Genomic DNA, 15,042 nt, shown 5'->3' with positions numbered 1-15,042 from the left:
GTAAACAGGTTTATTTCAACATCATGTATAAGACATTGGGGTTTAAGTGGTTATTTGAAATATTCTGCCCCGCACCAGCTTTTACAACGGCAGACAGTAACAAAGCCCGCAATCACCAGCGTTTCATACATTTAACCGTTGTGTGCCGCCAAATTTAAATGAAGAAATAATTTGCCGCAATACCAATTATTGGTATATTTGCAAAAACAATTATGGCAAAGAATACATCAATTTTACTCGGCGAGTATTTCGAGAATTTTATAAACGAGAAAGTTAAATCAGGTAAGTTTGCATCTGCAAGTGAAGTCGTAAGAACAGCTTTACGGTTGTTTGAACAACAAGAGAACAAGACAAAAATTCTTGTAAATGAGTTGAAAGCAGGAGAAGAATCGGGAATGATTAGCAATTTTGACAGAGAAAAAGCACTTTCCAATCTTCACACCAAATACCTGCACAATGAAATTTGAAATAAGCGAAAAAGCATTTGAGGATATTGAAAATATTTGGCTATACACAATTGAATCCTGGTCAGTTGAACAGGCTGATCGATATTTTAATTTGCTTCTTGACGAGATTGAATATATCACAGAACATCCTTTATCTGAAAAAAATGCTGACCACATAAGAAAAAACTACAGGTATACAAAGGTTAAGTCACATTTGGTATTTTACAGATACAAGAAGTCGGAGAAAAAAGTGGAAATAATAAGAATACTCCACCATAGTATGGATGTAGAAGAGCGAATGAATGAATGAATGAATGAAATTCGGCACATAATAAATAGGACTCTGAGCGGTCGGCACGACCCGTTGTTTGAGCAGCGTGGGTGCCGCGAACAACTCTTTCAGTTCTTTCCGGTTCAGTATGACTGGCAGCTTCGAATCTTTTTTAAGTGAAGGCAAGGCAATGGCTTCACGGTTCATACCCTATTAGCGATAATAATAGCGCAGCCCGTACACCATATGTTTAAAACTGCTTTGCGAGGGAGATCGGGGATCACGCGCCAATGCGGCCAGGAAAGCCGCAACAATATCAACACGCATATCCGGGGAAGGATATTATCTGGTCACTAAAACCACCATATCCCCCCAGTCGCGAAAATTAGAGCTTGTATGTTGCGGATCAGACATTTTGCCTAACGGCAGACAACCGTACTCTCCGGAAAAAACAGATGTCGAGGTTTAGCATCCGACCGATGCATGCCATGATACCAGAACAACACACAAAAACTTACTGCTTTAATTTGGCATATAAGTCATATTCTTCTATCTTTGGCATACATTCTGTATGTGTAAATAAACCATTTTTTCAGTCTGTACAGCGGCTTCGCTTCCGCTTTCTGCTTACTTGTTCTATGTCTGACTTCAATACCTATATGACCCGCTTTGATTACTCCGGGATAATCGATTTTATAAGGCAGAACGGTACATTGGTGAAATACCGTCGTGGCGAGCCATTCTCTCTTACCGGAAGTTCATGTAAAACAATGGGATATATACGCAAAGGAGCGTTTATTTACTCCGCGCATGATTCCCGGGGAGAACGACATGTAGTGGGTTATGCCTTCGAAAATTCGTTCGTGGGCGATTATGGCGCATTCAGGCTGAAAGAAATTTCCGGCGTAGATATCGTCGCCCTGTGTGAAAGCGAAGTCTATTTGATTACTTATGAAACGTTAGAGCGACTTATCACTGAAAACAGCAGTTATTTTCTCCATATAACCGAATTGTTGTATTCCGAAATATATCAACGCTTTGTCGATACCTATACCCGTACTCCGGAAGAACGCTATATCAAAATTCTGCAATGCAATCCCCATATCTTTGAGCGAACCACCGCCAAAGATCTGGCATCGTACCTTCAAATCACGCCCGAAACCCTGAGTCGTATCCGCCGGAAACTGAAAAAAAGTAATAAAAACCTGTTTTAACATCGTGCCTTGATTTAAATCAACATTTATAAAAAACAGAAGATTTATCTTTGTTTTAGATTACTAACTTATTAACTTGTCACAGGCAACTTGTCTGATATCACAGTACATGTGCCCAATTTAATTGTAACTTAAAATGAAGACAAAAACACTTTTGTTTATTGGAATTATTGCTGCATGTCTTGTACTATCTACAGGTTGTGGCAGCACAAAGGGTTATCAAGGAGCAAAACCGGGTTCGGGCGAAGTGGCCCGCATACAGCAGGGAGACCACAAACTGCGGATTAAAGGAAAAAAAACGTCGGAATCGGCATTACTCATTAAAGTTGATACAGTTTCGGTGGGTAGTTATATGAAAGGTTACCCCAAACATACGGATGTATTGCCCGGTGAAAAAACGGTGGAAATCCGTCATTTTCAGCAATGGAAAGACAAAGCAGCCATGGCCGGCGCCATGTTCGGATTAATTGGTGCGTCAATTGCGGAATCAAATAATCCACACACGCATTACAAACTTATATTTTCTGTAGAAAAAAGCAAAGCATATACTATTATGCCCATAACCGATGAAGTTACCCAAGTGCCGGAGTTTTTTGTAATAGAAACATCATCCAACGATACCATTCGCCCACATGTGATACAAATAGAAAAAAAGAAATAAACACGTTAAAAAATAACCATTTTATGAAACGAATTTATCTTATCGTGTTAGCTGCTACCTTTATTAGCGCATCGGCCATTTTGTCTGCAAATGCACAGCAGGCAACACCCTATCAGGTGGAATATCAAACTCCGCAAAACTACAAGGATTACCGCTTTTCCATTGGCGGCGGTTATGCTTTTCGATTGGGGAAAGTGCAAAAAACCGGCGACTCCAAAATCGATGACATGAATAAAAAATTACGTCACGGTTTCACTGTTGACGCCGATGCACAATACTTTTTCAAGGAAGGCTGGGGATTGGGCTTGAATGCCAACTATTGTTCGGCAAGCACCTCGGGCGATAACATCACCATTCCCGGATTAAACCAAAGCGTAAATTACAAGGAAACACAGAGTTTTCTTTACGTTGGACCATCGTTTGTAGGGCGCAATGAATCTGAAAAATTTTTGCTGGTGTCCAACTTCGGTATTGGTCCGCTTTTCGTTAACAGCGACATGAACCTGAGCGGAGTGAATATAAACGGCAGTAAAACAACTATTGGTATAAATGCCGGAGTGGCGGGCGAATATAAAGTAAACAGCAAAACGGGTGTCGGGCTTAAGTTATCGTATGTTATGGGTACAATCGATAACATGAACGTGGAAGGTCATAATTATAAATCGGAGGAAAAAATCAGCGTATCCAACCTGATGGCTACACTATTTATCAGCTTTAGATCTTGGTAATAAGAGCTTTATAATCTGCTATTTAATTATAAATCATGAATAAAAGAATCACTTCTTTAGTTTTGTTGTTATTGTTGACAATATCCACTTTCGCACAATTTCGCACAGGAGTAAAAGGCGGTGGAAACATCTCGAACATCAATATGAACATGAACGGTGTGGAACTGGAAATCTACAAGCCCCGCATGGGAGTGCATGCAGGATTTATGGCTGAATATATGTTTGGAGCCCACTTCGGATTACAGACAGAATTACTGTATGTATACAGCGGTGCAACCATTAACTCTGACAAATACACGCAAGGGTTGGAGGTCCCCGAAGGAGTTGAAATGGAGGGTTATGCAGATATGCACACATTCCAGCTGCCTTTGTATTTAAAAACAAAGTTCGTTGTATCTCCCACGATCAAGCTGTATGTTATGGGTGGCGGGTTTGCCACGTTTACGCCAACAGCCGAACAACACGTGCGAACGTCTTATGAAGGAGAATCCATGAAAGTGAAATGGAGTTTGTTTGATTCCAAAATTCGCATTCTGGATGTAGAAGAGAGTAACGTGTATATGCAACAGCGGTGGAACGCAGGTCTAGCAGCCGAAGTGGGCACCGAAGTGATGGACAGACTAACGGTCGGTGTAGGTTTCAGACATATATTGAACAATATGGCGGCATTTGGATATCTTGTTGGAGGCGGTTCCGTAAAACCCACCACGAAGATGTGGACGACAAATATCTCGGTGGGGTATTTCTTCTGACTTTTATCAACAAGGCGATTTCAAAACGATATCGCATGGTTTCATTCTGAAACACGAGAGACTACCTCCCTACCCGATATTAGGGAAAACAAGATGAAGCGAGAAGTTGCCTGTTACAGATTCATCAATCGACTAAAAATAAGACATTAAAGAAACAATTATACACGCTGGTTAAAACAGTTATTTGTAAATGATATAACTTCTAAAAATCAAACATATGGAAAGGAGTAATCACTCACTTTTAAAATTGATTTTTGTAAGTTGTTCATTATTCATATCAAGCATAGGTTTCACAGCATGTGAAAAAGAGAACTCCGATGAGCCTGAACTTCCCCGTCTTACCGGACGATTCTTCTATATGGACAACACCTACGAACTCGATCATGGAATCATATACAGAGACGCCGCCCATGCAGGAACACACGGTATTTACCTCTTTTCGGAAGACGGGCGCAACAAGGTGGATTTGTCCTTTATCGTACAAAGCTGGCCGACCGAAACGGGACCGCCTGTTGCAAGTGACCGGCTGTTGCCGGGATGGTATCAATTTATGGGCGAAACTGGACAAACAGTTTGCAACAGGGTAAATGCGAAACTTAGTCTCGCTTATCGCTCTGATTTTTCTGAACGTTTCGAGGACTCGTATCCCCATTATGCATTATTTCTTACGCCTACAACAAAACGATACAGATAGCGAAAGAAAATGGATCTACGATACCAAAACAGGGGTTCGATAAGTATTTGAACTTAAATTTCGGTAACGAGGAGGTGCATATTGAATTTTGTGGAGAAGGCCATACCTGCGATAACATTATTGGTTATTTCCCTTTGGAAGATATTATGTTTGGCGGTTGTTTAATAAAAGAAGCAAGAGCAGGAAAGGGTAATCTCGCGGAAGCGAATGTAGAAGAGTGGTCGGAAACGGTAAGAAAAGTAAAGATGAAATATCCAAAAGTAAAAAAAGTTATAACCGGACACGGAAAATACGGCGGAATTGAACTTTTGGATTACACGATTGAGCTATTTGAATGAAAGAAAGGGAAAAAATATCCCATCTGGATGGCAAGAGACAGTGACTACTGCGACCCGGGCTTATTCTTTACTAAAGCATATTAAACTATGAAATGAGATTGCCTTAACAAACTTAATTTGACAATCCCGTAGACAAAGTTAAATTTGATATCTGATGACAAATGAAAAAACCCGCTCCTCTGCCCGTCTTACCAGAACGGGATGAGGGAGCGGATTTGTAATGATTAAAAAATTACCGGATGATCACTCACCCATCAGCACATGCATTATCTCGCATGCCGATTTGGTGACTGAGGATCCCGGGCCAAAGATAGCTGCTACGCCGGCACGGTACAGAAAATCGTAGTCCTGCGCGGGAATCACGCCTCCGGCAATCACAATGATGTCGGGACGTCCCAACCGTTTCAGCTCTTCAATCACCTGTGGCACAAGCGTTTTATGGCCTGCCGCCAGAGAGGATACGCCCAGAACATGCACATCGTTCTCCACCGCCTGGCGTGCAGCCTCGGCAGGTGTCTGGAACAGGGGCCCCATATCCACGTCGAAACCGCAGTCAGCATAGCCGGTAGCTACTACCTTGGCGCCACGGTCATGTCCGTCCTGCCCCATTTTAGCGACCATGATCCTTGGCCTGCGCCCCTCCTTGCGGGCAAACTTGTCTGTGAGAGCACGCGCTTCTTCTAGCGTTGCATCTCCTTTTGATTCTGATGAGTACACGCCTGAAATTGTTCTTATTACTGCATTATAACGTCCTGCTACTTTCTCGCACGCATCGGAGATCTCTCCCAGGGTAGCACGAACCCGGGCAGCTTCGATAGAGAGCTGAAGCAGGTTTCCCTTCTTTGTTTCCACACAATGAGTGATGGCGTCGAGTGCTCTACGTACCGCTTCGTTATCGCGGCCTGATTTCAGAGCATTTAGCCTTTCAATCTGTTGCTTGCGAACTTCAGTATTATCCACCTCCAGAATATCTATGGGATCTTCATGATCGAGACGATAACGGTTTACACCAATAATTGCCTGAACATTGGAGTCGATACGAGCTTGTGTACGGGCTGCGGCCTCCTCGATGCGCATTTTTGGGATTCCAGTTTCTATTGCTTTTGCCATTCCACCCAGTTTTTCTATCTCCTGGATAAGCTCCCACGATTTTTCCACCAGTTCCTGGGTGAGTGACTCCACATAGTATGATCCGGCCCATGGATCGACCTGGCGGGTGATCTGCGTCTCTTCCTGAATATATATCTGCGTATTTCGTGCGATGCGTGCAGAGAAGTCAGTCGGCAGGGCAATGGCTTCATCGAGGGCATTGGTATGGAGCGACTGGGTGTGTCCCAGAGCGGCAGCCATAGCCTCGATACAGGTACGTCCCACGTTGTTGAAGGGATCCTGTTCGGTGAGCGACCAGCCAGAAGTCTGTGAGTGTGTGCGTAGTGCCATCGACTTTGGGTTCTTCGCGCCAAAACTCTTGACGATCTTTGCCCACAGCAAGCGTGCCGCACGCATCTTGGCTATCTCCATAAAGTGATTCATGCCGATGGCCCAGAAGAACGACAGGCGCGGGGCAAATGCATCAATATCGATGCCGGCATTGATACCTGCGCGAAGGTACTCAATTCCGTCGGCCAGGGTATAGGCCAGTTCAATATCTGCTGTAGCGCCTGCCTCCTGCATATGGTATCCCGAGATGGATATGGAATTGAATTTTGGCATCTTCTGTGAGGTAAACTCAAAGATGTCGGCAATGATCTTCATCGAGAATTCCGGAGGGTAGATGTAAGTGTTACGAACCATAAACTCTTTCAGAATATCGTTCTGGATGGTTCCTGCCATCTCTTCCAGCTTTGCACCCTGTTCCTGTGCTGCTACGATATAGAATGCAAGGATGGGCAGTACGGCACCATTCATGGTCATGGAGACCGACATCTTGTTCAGGGGTATACCATCGAACAGTATCTTCATATCTTCCACCGAACAGATGGAGACTCCCGCTTTTCCCACATCGCCCACTACCCTCTCGTTGTCAGCATCATAGCCACGGTGCGTGGGAAGGTCGAAAGCCACGGAGAGTCCTTTTTGTCCCGAAGCCAGGTTGCGGCGGTAGAATGCGTTTGACTCTTCTGCTGTGGAGAAGCCGGCATACTGACGGACGGTCCAGGGGCGCATCACATACATGGTGGAATAGGGCCCGCGTAGATATGGAGGTATCCCGGCGGCATAGTTCAGATGCTCCATCCCTTCTAGATCTTCTTTTGTGTAGACCGGTTTTACCGGAATCTGCTCCGGTGTAATCCAGTCGGCCCTGATCTCATTTTTTTCAGCCCATCCGGCCACATCGGTCGAATAAAAACCGGCTGTTTGAATATCGATATCTTTAAAATTTGGTATCATTGGATTTTTGTTTTTTAATCATTTTTTCTGTCCGCCTGATTATTCAAACGGTTATGACGGAATCATATGAATGCTGCAATAACATTTCCTGCGACCAACAACAGGCTGAACGTCAGTACCAGTTGAGCCGTATGGGTATCAAGAAAACGGATTATGCCCAGATTGTCCATGGTGGCCTTCTTCATCAACCTTATATTCCTTATTGCGAGAGGGAAGCTGAGGAGGACCAAGAATGCGGGGGTAGGCAGAATCTGCATCATTACCATAATAGCAATCAACAGATAAGCTGCAAGCAGCATGGTCTGATAACAGATCTGAGATCCTTCAAGCCCCATGTTCATTGCCTGCGTGCGTATGCCTGCTGACTTGTCCTGCAGCATATCCCTGGTGTTGTTGGCATGCAGTATTGCAACTATAAGAAGTCCGACAGGAGTGCTCACAGCAAGCACCGGCCATATAATCCGGGTAGTCATAACATAAGCAAGCCCCAAAGCTATAGCCAGTCCGTAACAGATGAATATAAGCAGATCTCCCAGTGCTATATACTTGAATTTGTAATAGAACGTGGAACTGATTACTCCGATAGCTCCGATAACCAGTAACGGAAGGCCTGTATTAACCAGGAGGAAGATTCCAATTGCAATGCCGGCAAAAAGTAACGAATAACCATAGTAGAGAACAATCTTAGGCTTAAAGATGCCCTGCACTATTAACCGTGGTGGGCCTGTCTTCTCTTTTTTGTCCACGCCGCTCACAAAGTCTTGATACTCACCTATCAGGTTTCCCGACAAGTGAAATATTACGGCACCGATAAGCCCCAGTATACCAAGTCCCCACTCTACCTCAGCGACCTCTCCTCTTTTGAAGAGATAAAACACATAGGAGGCTGCTATAAGAGCCGGTGAGGCCGATGCAGGTACTGCCCACGGGTGAGCTACTATGATCCACTCTTTTAGTTTCGGCATTTTGTAAAATGATCGATTGTGAATTGTCTGTCTATAGTAGTTTATTATTAAACTCTTTCAATGTCTCAAGCACGTTGCTGCGTACATTGATGAAATGCTCAATTCCTACCGCTTTGAGGGCGTCCATGCAGGCGGGAGCACCAGCCACCACGAACAGCTCTTTTCCATCTTTGAGCAGGTTATAAGCTTCGGGTGCGAGGGTGGCATACTCATCATCGGAGGAGCAGAGCACCACAAGATCGGCGCCTATTTTACGGGCGGCTTTCACGCCCTCCTCCACCGTGTTGAAGCCAAGGTTATCGATGATCTCATAACCGGCACAGGCAAAGAAATTGCTCGAGAATTGAGAACGTGCAAGGCGCATAGCCAGATTACCGATGGTAAGCATAAATGCTTTGGGCCTTTTACCACTAAGTTCAGTTGCAAGTCTCAGTTCGTTGAAAGCATCGGCCAGGCGTACGGAGTTGAGTTTCTTTAATTGTGTATGAGAACTGCCGCTTCCACAGCCGCAACCGCTATCCTCTGTATTATTCTCAATCTTATCACTCATCAGTTCTGTGAAATTTGGATACTGATTGGTCCCCAGCAGTATCTCTTTTCGACTCGCAAGAGCGTTGAATCGGGCTTCCGCCGAGGTGTTGACAGCATCCTGTACGGTCCCGGCCTTCAATGCATTGTAGAAACCTGTATCTTCGGTTTCGAGAAACAGTTTCCAGGCCTGCCGTGCCAATGATGCGGTAAGTGTTTCTATATAGTAGGAACCTGATGCGGGATCGGTTATCTTATCGAAATGGGCCTCCTCCTTGAGCAGCAGCTGCTGGTTCACGGCAATACGTTTGGCAAAAGCAGAGGGCGACTCGAATGCCTCATCGAAGGGGCGGACTGTGAGTGAATCTACCGCACCAATGGTTGCCGACATGGCTTCCGTTTGAGTACGGAGCAGGTTCACATAAGGATCGTAGAGCGATTGGTTGAAACTTGAGGTGGTAGCGTGTATATTCATTTTCGCGGCGCATCGGCAAGTCCCGTCGGCTGCTTTATTGTCGCAATCGTGCGGGCATGGTGGCTTATAAGCATTCACAATCTCTGCCCACAACCAGCGAGCAGCGCGGAATTTTGCTATCTCCATGAAATAGTTGGAGCCTACGCCAAACTTGAACTTTATCTTTTTGGCAGCAAGTGACGGCTCAATTCCGTTTTCTATCAGCTTTGACAATACCTGATTCCCGTAGGAGAGGCTATAGCCCAACTCCTGGTAACTATAAGCCCCGGCATCGTTCATCCTGTCTCCGGTGACCGTGATTGCACGGTATCGCGGAAGCGGAGCGGTGATTTTCACTATTTCCACCACCTTCTCTGCCCAGTTGGGTTCGTCAACTCCTTTCTTAAGTATCTTTCTGAATGGATCGAACTCTATTGAGCCAAAGCAATCCATCAGATTCAGGTTCTGCGCACCCACATAATCGACTACCAGTTCAGCCAGGCGAATTGAGTGAGAGACACATGTCCTGAAGTTAAGCTCTACCTTGTCCGGGGCAATCCCTTTTAGCAATATCTCCAAATTTTGAGCAGAAAGCTCATTATCGGGTAGGTGAAAGCCGAATGAGGTGACTCCCCTTTCAAGCAGCGAAAGTGCCTTTTTGTTGGCTTCGGCAAAATCTTTCACGTCAATTTCCTGACGTACATACCATACATTATCCTTTCTTGTACCACGTACATAGGGAAATTGTCCCGGCAGGCTTTCGGCTGCAAGGAACCCTTCAATATCCTCAGCACGATAAAAAGGATTCACATCAAACCCTTCATTGGTTTTCCAGACCAGTCTTTTACGGAAGTCAGCCCCTTTCAGGTCTTTTGTGATAACTTCCATCCACTCTTCAGTGGAGACGGGAGAAAAATCGGCGAAAAGTTTCTCTCTCTGACTACTCATACATCTACTTTTTATTTATTATTTTCAGGTTTTTCCTGTAATTTGTTTTGAGGTTTTTAAAGAGTACAAAAATAGATTATTTTGCGCTCTTTTAAAAGAATTTACCAGCTTATTACCACTTTTAAGACGGAGGTTACCGGGTGTTCTTCAATTCGCTCAGTAGCCCGGTAATTTTTTCTGTAACAGCCTTTACATAGCGTTCACCCTTTTCGGCTGTCGATTTCTTGGGGTTGCCGATGCCGGTATCCGACGAGATCTCATCCCAGTGCCGGGGCATCCACCCTGTTTTACTATCAACAGCAGCTATTCTGCCTGGCCTCACCGCACCGTCTCCAGCCCTCTCCATCGATACCAGCTCTGGATGGTAGTGTAGCATTACCGATGTCTCCTGTTCACCCGCATGATCATCGGGTTGCTCTTCGAAAAAGCCACTTGTAGGAACAACGGAGTACCAGTCCACCACAACGATGCGGATATCGGGATATTGCATGGCCAGATCACGCACGTAGGGCTTGAAGGTGTTTCCTCCATGGCCGTTTATGATCATAAGATCTTTAAAACCCTGAATATGGAGTGATGTCACGATATCCTGCAGTACGGCCTTCTGTGTCTCGCTCCGCGTGTGAACACAGAAGGGCTTGTTCCATTGTCCCGTGTTTTGTGAACCTAAATAGACGGGTGGCATTACCATACATGTAACCCCCTTCTTGTATGCTTCTTCAGCACAATCGCAGGCAATCTCGTAAGAGAGGATGCAGTCGGTCAGATAGGGCAGATGGTAGTTGTGTGGTTCAACAGCTCCCCATGGGAGTATTGCAATGTCGTACTTGTGTTCCAGGACTTCTCCATAGTTTGTAGCAGGAATACGAAGAAAACTACTTTTTGGCATAATGAAATAATTTAAATTAACTACATAGATATCAGTCCGTTACGGAGACAGTAGAAAGTGAGTCCCGATACAGTTTTGATACCTGTTTTGGCTATAATATTCTTGCGATGTGTTAGTACCGTATTGTGACTGATATTGAGCTTCTCCGCGATCTCCTTATTTAATAATCCCTGAACGATTAGCAAAAGTATTTCTGTTTCCCGGCTTGTAAGGCGGTGGCCGTTACCATTCTGTCTGACGGCATTCTCATCGGTTATAGCGTTTTGCAGTTGACGTATACCAGATGAGTTCAGTTCATTAAGTTTAGGGAGGAGAACCTTATCGCGCAACCTGTTATGTACCGCGAGATCTTTCTCAAATGAGTGAATTGAGAAGATCACTGCATAGCTGAGATTTTGATTATAATCCTGCGAAATGTGCTTTATAAGAATGTTCTTAAGGTCATGAAGCAGATCGTCAGGAAAATCATCATCGTAATTGTCGATATCGCTAAGATAATCAGTCATCTTTTGCTTGAACTTCAGAAACAATGTTTGAAGCATACCCAGCTCTTTGCTTTCAGAGCCGCTAAGGGCGATAAACGCGTTCAGGTGTTTCTCGATATTGGGGACTAGCTCATGGATATAATTATCAACTGTATGGCGGAAATAACTTGCTATTGACTCCGCATCGAAAAGCGAAAGTGATGCATCGGGGATATAGGTCTCATCGAGATAAACATTAAGAACAGTCAGAATAAAATCGGGGTTGAGGCGGTGTTCCCTACAGAGGTCGCCCACACTCTTGTCACCAACACCTAAACGTATTCCAAAACGGTTCAGTACAGGGATCAGTTCATTGTGCTCCGCAAGCACGTCTGCCACAACACTATGTTTATTCAACAATGACACCAGGATTCTTAATTTTTTGATTTTGACCTGTCGGCAAATTTACTGCTGCGCCTATGCTCCTGATAAAAGTGACGGAAAGTATCCACAGGATGGAGAATAAGCATCCGTGGCCCTGCGGCACGCATAACCTCTTTGATCTTCATGCGCATCTCTTCCTTGTAACAATGTATCGGGCACATGGCACAGGTGGGTTTTTCTTCACCATAAGGGCAACGCTCCAGTCGTTGAAACGCGTACAGGCGCAGGCTTTCACACTCCCCACACAATTTCCCATTGCCGGAGTGTCTGGATCGGCAATAGATCGCGATCATTTTGCTGACAACCTTTTTTTCTCCTTCGTTCATTAACCCACAATTAAGCGAATTGTAAAAGTAGCGATTTTCTTTTTCCTCGCCAAATTACATTGCTGTTTTCATCTTGGGCTCGCCCGTTATTAACAGTTGCTGGAATGGATAAACAGGTCAAAAGTGAGGAAGATATTACCGTTTGGAGCTATCGCTCTGCAGTTGTACCGTGCGCATCTGCCTCAGAATATGTGCCTGCCGTTGTTTGATATATGGAGAAGGAGCTTTGGAGCTAAATTTCAAAGGGTTGGGCAGTGTAGCCGCAATCAGTGCCGACTGGCTTTCCGAAAGTTTTGCGGCGCTGGTACTGAAATGTTCCCTTGCCACAGCTTCGGCGCCATACACTCCTTTACCCGTTTCCATGCAGTTCAGATAGACTTCCAGAATCCGGTCTTTCGGCCACAGAAGCTCTAAAAGTACTGTGAAGTAAGCTTCCAACCCTTTTCTGAACCACGATGAGCGTGGCCATAAAAAGAGGTTCTTTGCCGTTTGCTGGGTTATGGTACTTGCGCCGCGTGCTTTTTTTCTGGTTTTATTCTCATCTATCGCTTTTCGTATCTCTATTCTGTCGAAACCTTTGTGTGAATAAAACCGTTGGTCTTCCGATGCTATCACTGCCCGTTTAAGGTTGTCGGAAATAGAATGGAAAGATACCCAGCGATGTTTTATCCGGGGTTTCTCACCCTCCGCCACAGATTGAACGGCTCTGATGACCATGAGAGGAGTAACATATACCGGTACAAACCTGAAGATACCCACTCCTCCGGCAGATAGAATAAAAAACCACAAAAGCAGTTTACCGAAAAATCGAAATAGTTTTTTCATTGTTCACCGTCCCACGTTATTAAAGGGTAGGACAAAGTTAGACAAATTTTTTTTCCTCACCTGAAACAGCAATATATTATTTAAAATGATATGTTTGAATACACTACTAACAGTCTCTTTCATTCCATACTAACAGTCTCTTTCATTCCATTCGGGCCAAGCTGTTGTTGATATTTGATAAATTGTAAATAATCATTTTTTATATTCATGGCTTTCGCAACAGATTCATGTATTGTGAAATGTTGATTACCGATTGTTTTATTTTAGGGATTATTGCCTTTTCTTTGTCAAGAGATATACTCCTCCCGGTTCTTCTTCGATATGATAATTACGGTTCAGTTCAATGACCCAGCCATCTCCTTTTATACTGTCTTCAGTGATCTCAAGCGGCTCAGGCACAATTACCCAGCGCCAGTCGGTTCTCAGGAGAGCTCCTCCCCTTTCCACGGTGAGTATGCCCCAGTTGTCGCTAATCTGAACGGTTGGATATATTGTACCCTCATCCTCATCGAGAGGAATAAGATTTTGTGGGTTGAACGACATGTTCATCTTCTCCAGCCTGATCTCAAGATGGGGCTGATCGAAGAATTTCCTCCGGTAAGTATCAAGAAGAGCGCTGTTTGATATCTCTCTTTTCATCTCCTCATCAGCAATAACCTCTACTTTGTAATCTTCAGCTACCTGCTTTACATATGACTGCAGCAATATGCGCATATCCATACCAAATGCATCTATAAACAGCTCTGTAAGATTTGTCTCCATATCTACTTGCCTGTTCCAGTTGTTGTCTTTCCGATATAGAAAGAAGCCATATACCGGCACTGTTTCATAGGCGAACGACCGCACGAAAGTAGGTGTCTTTTTGAACGCGCTCAACCGGTTTATCAGGTATTGCCTCCATTGCCATTTGTCCCGGCCGCTCATCATCTGCCCTGTATAGGTAGCAAGCCCTTCGAGCAGCTCCAGGTTGTTTTCAGACGTCCCGGAGCCTCTGTAAAGAGTGTGGCGGAACTTTCTGAAAATAAGAGCATTCCGCAGATGCTCCAAAGCCCTGTTGATCCTCCCAGATTTGAGTGCTGCCTCCAGGGCAGCCAGCTCAAGACGCAGGTACAACCTCCCATCTTTTTGATCGAGATGGATATTTTCTTCTCTCCGTGTGCGAAAACCGAGGGCGGGTTGGGCAACATGAAACAGTTCATGAGTGATAAGATCGATACGGTCGAACCTGTTTTCGGGCAACGGAAGCATTATCATGGCCCAGTGCATGCCACCCCACTCGACATCGGTGTTGGAAAGTATTACATCTTTTGGTAATATGCCCCTATAGATGCTTCCATGGGGCAGTAGAGATCGCCCCTCATCGGGCCGGTTGGTATAGATCTCCCTGGTAACAGGATCGACAAACATGATGGGACCATATATATCCTTGTCCCAAAGGGCTTTGTGTTTTAATGTTGCTTCCGCAACCTGCCTGAAACATAAAGATATTGAGTCCGAAGAGTACTTAAATGCATAAAGTGGTTCAGCTTCAGTACCCGGGTCAATGGATTTTTGAGTTGTAATTGGCCACCCGGCAAGGTTTCCCGTTGGAGGTTTGCTACAATGTTCCACCGGCTGCTGGAGCAGAGAAATATGACTCACATAATAAAGTGCAGCAGCTGTAAAGAGTCCCGCAAACCATATGCCTGTTAGATATTTCATTTC

General features: G+C 44.7%; 16 protein-coding genes. 8 read left to right on the top strand and 8 right to left on the bottom strand.

The genetic code is table 11. The features are described 5' to 3' along the window. The first annotated feature begins 212 nt into the window (after positions 1-212). The 8 genes from KDN43_RS09935 (at position 213) to KDN43_RS09900 (ending at position 5,104) form a co-directional block, all read left to right on the top strand. Positions 213-467 carry a type II toxin-antitoxin system ParD family antitoxin gene (locus KDN43_RS09935; protein WP_238865810.1) on the top strand — a complete coding sequence of 85 codons (255 nt, stop codon included), beginning with the start codon at positions 213-215 and terminating at the stop codon, positions 465-467. Beyond that, positions 457-756, top strand: coding sequence for a type II toxin-antitoxin system RelE/ParE family toxin (locus KDN43_RS09930; protein ID WP_238865808.1), 300 nt, complete (start codon positions 457-459; stop codon positions 754-756). Before KDN43_RS09935 ends, KDN43_RS09930 begins: the two co-directional genes overlap by 11 nt. Positions 757-1,172: 416 nt before the next feature. Next, the gene (locus KDN43_RS09925) at positions 1,173-1,931 is read left to right on the top strand and encodes a Crp/Fnr family transcriptional regulator (protein WP_238865806.1); all 759 of its coding nucleotides are present in this window, start codon (positions 1,173-1,175) and stop codon (positions 1,929-1,931) included. A gap of 136 nt (positions 1,932-2,067) precedes the next feature. Beyond that, a complete protein-coding gene (locus tag KDN43_RS09920; protein ID WP_238865804.1) occupies positions 2,068-2,592 on the top strand; it encodes a hypothetical protein in 525 nt (174 codons plus the stop codon). 23 nt (positions 2,593-2,615) lie between these two features. Beyond that, positions 2,616-3,320 (top strand): outer membrane beta-barrel protein, encoded by a 705-nt coding sequence (locus tag KDN43_RS09915; RefSeq protein ID WP_238865802.1) that lies wholly within the window; start codon positions 2,616-2,618, stop codon positions 3,318-3,320. Between the two features lie 35 nt (positions 3,321-3,355). Then, positions 3,356-4,072, top strand: coding sequence for a porin family protein (locus KDN43_RS09910; RefSeq protein WP_238865800.1), 717 nt, complete (start codon positions 3,356-3,358; stop codon positions 4,070-4,072). Between the two features lie 217 nt (positions 4,073-4,289). Continuing rightward, positions 4,290-4,766 (top strand): hypothetical protein, encoded by a 477-nt coding sequence (locus KDN43_RS09905; protein ID WP_238865797.1) that lies wholly within the window; start codon positions 4,290-4,292, stop codon positions 4,764-4,766. 47 nt (positions 4,767-4,813) lie between these two features. Continuing rightward, positions 4,814-5,104 (top strand): MBL fold metallo-hydrolase, encoded by a 291-nt coding sequence (locus KDN43_RS09900; RefSeq protein WP_238865795.1) that lies wholly within the window; start codon positions 4,814-4,816, stop codon positions 5,102-5,104. Between the two features lie 243 nt (positions 5,105-5,347). Here the strand turns inward: KDN43_RS09900 and scpA are convergent, their stop codons facing one another. The 8 genes from scpA to KDN43_RS09860 all read right to left on the bottom strand — a co-directional run bounded on the left by scpA (position 5,348) and on the right by KDN43_RS09860 (position 15,039). Next, entirely contained in the window at positions 5,348-7,495 is a 2,148-nt protein-coding gene (scpA, locus tag KDN43_RS09895; protein WP_238865793.1) for a methylmalonyl-CoA mutase, read from the bottom strand. A gap of 62 nt (positions 7,496-7,557) precedes the next feature. Further along, entirely contained in the window at positions 7,558-8,460 is a 903-nt protein-coding gene (locus KDN43_RS09890; protein ID WP_238865791.1) for a prenyltransferase, read from the bottom strand. Between the two features lie 31 nt (positions 8,461-8,491). Next, the gene (locus KDN43_RS09885) at positions 8,492-10,390 is read right to left on the bottom strand and encodes a methylmalonyl-CoA mutase family protein (RefSeq protein WP_238865788.1); all 1,899 of its coding nucleotides are present in this window, start codon (positions 10,388-10,390) and stop codon (positions 8,492-8,494) included. Between the two features lie 133 nt (positions 10,391-10,523). Further along, positions 10,524-11,279 (bottom strand): creatininase family protein, encoded by a 756-nt coding sequence (locus KDN43_RS09880; RefSeq protein WP_238865784.1) that lies wholly within the window; start codon positions 11,277-11,279, stop codon positions 10,524-10,526. Between the two features lie 20 nt (positions 11,280-11,299). After that, a complete protein-coding gene (locus KDN43_RS09875; RefSeq protein ID WP_238865782.1) occupies positions 11,300-12,163 on the bottom strand; it encodes a LuxR C-terminal-related transcriptional regulator in 864 nt (287 codons plus the stop codon). A gap of 14 nt (positions 12,164-12,177) precedes the next feature. Next, positions 12,178-12,513, bottom strand: a complete 336-nt coding sequence (locus KDN43_RS09870; protein ID WP_238865779.1) for a nitrous oxide-stimulated promoter family protein — start codon at positions 12,511-12,513, stop codon at positions 12,178-12,180. Between the two features lie 135 nt (positions 12,514-12,648). Beyond that, positions 12,649-13,338 carry a monofunctional biosynthetic peptidoglycan transglycosylase gene (gene mtgA, locus KDN43_RS09865; RefSeq protein ID WP_238865777.1) on the bottom strand — a complete coding sequence of 230 codons (690 nt, stop codon included), beginning with the start codon at positions 13,336-13,338 and terminating at the stop codon, positions 12,649-12,651. A 270-nt stretch (positions 13,339-13,608) separates the two neighbouring features. Continuing rightward, on the bottom strand, positions 13,609-15,039 hold the full coding sequence (locus tag KDN43_RS09860; RefSeq protein WP_238865775.1) for a hypothetical protein: 1,431 nt from the start codon (positions 15,037-15,039) through the stop codon (positions 13,609-13,611). Positions 15,040-15,042: the final 3 nt, after the last annotated feature.

The organism is Proteiniphilum propionicum (assembly GCF_022267555.1).
Classification (GTDB): domain Bacteria; phylum Bacteroidota; class Bacteroidia; order Bacteroidales; family Dysgonomonadaceae; genus Proteiniphilum; species Proteiniphilum propionicum.
The sequence above is the reverse complement of the archived record's forward strand: the minus strand, read 5'-3'. Positions and strand labels throughout refer to the sequence as shown.

Excerpts from the sequence above, each read along its gene's own strand:
- KDN43_RS09935 (WP_238865810.1), top strand. The coding sequence starts at position 213 with ATGGCAAAGAATACATCAATTTTACTCGGCGAGTATTTCGAGAATTTT.
- KDN43_RS09930 (WP_238865808.1), top strand. The coding sequence starts at position 457 with ATGAAATTTGAAATAAGCGAAAAAGCATTTGAGGATATTGAAAATATT.
- KDN43_RS09925 (WP_238865806.1), top strand. The coding sequence starts at position 1,173 with ATGTCGAGGTTTAGCATCCGACCGATGCATGCCATGATACCAGAACAA.
- KDN43_RS09920 (WP_238865804.1), top strand. The coding sequence starts at position 2,068 with ATGAAGACAAAAACACTTTTGTTTATTGGAATTATTGCTGCATGTCTT.
- KDN43_RS09915 (WP_238865802.1), top strand. The coding sequence starts at position 2,616 with ATGAAACGAATTTATCTTATCGTGTTAGCTGCTACCTTTATTAGCGCA.
- KDN43_RS09910 (WP_238865800.1), top strand. The coding sequence starts at position 3,356 with ATGAATAAAAGAATCACTTCTTTAGTTTTGTTGTTATTGTTGACAATA.
- KDN43_RS09905 (WP_238865797.1), top strand. The coding sequence starts at position 4,290 with ATGGAAAGGAGTAATCACTCACTTTTAAAATTGATTTTTGTAAGTTGT.
- scpA (WP_238865793.1), bottom strand. The coding sequence starts at position 7,495 with ATGATACCAAATTTTAAAGATATCGATATTCAAACAGCCGGTTTTTAT.
- KDN43_RS09890 (WP_238865791.1), bottom strand. The coding sequence starts at position 8,460 with ATGCCGAAACTAAAAGAGTGGATCATAGTAGCTCACCCGTGGGCAGTA.
- KDN43_RS09885 (WP_238865788.1), bottom strand. The coding sequence starts at position 10,390 with ATGAGTAGTCAGAGAGAGAAACTTTTCGCCGATTTTTCTCCCGTCTCC.
- KDN43_RS09880 (WP_238865784.1), bottom strand. The coding sequence starts at position 11,279 with ATGCCAAAAAGTAGTTTTCTTCGTATTCCTGCTACAAACTATGGAGAA.
- KDN43_RS09870 (WP_238865779.1), bottom strand. The coding sequence starts at position 12,513 with ATGAACGAAGGAGAAAAAAAGGTTGTCAGCAAAATGATCGCGATCTAT.
- mtgA (WP_238865777.1), bottom strand. The coding sequence starts at position 13,338 with ATGAAAAAACTATTTCGATTTTTCGGTAAACTGCTTTTGTGGTTTTTT.
- KDN43_RS09860 (WP_238865775.1), bottom strand. The coding sequence starts at position 15,039 with ATGAAATATCTAACAGGCATATGGTTTGCGGGACTCTTTACAGCTGCT.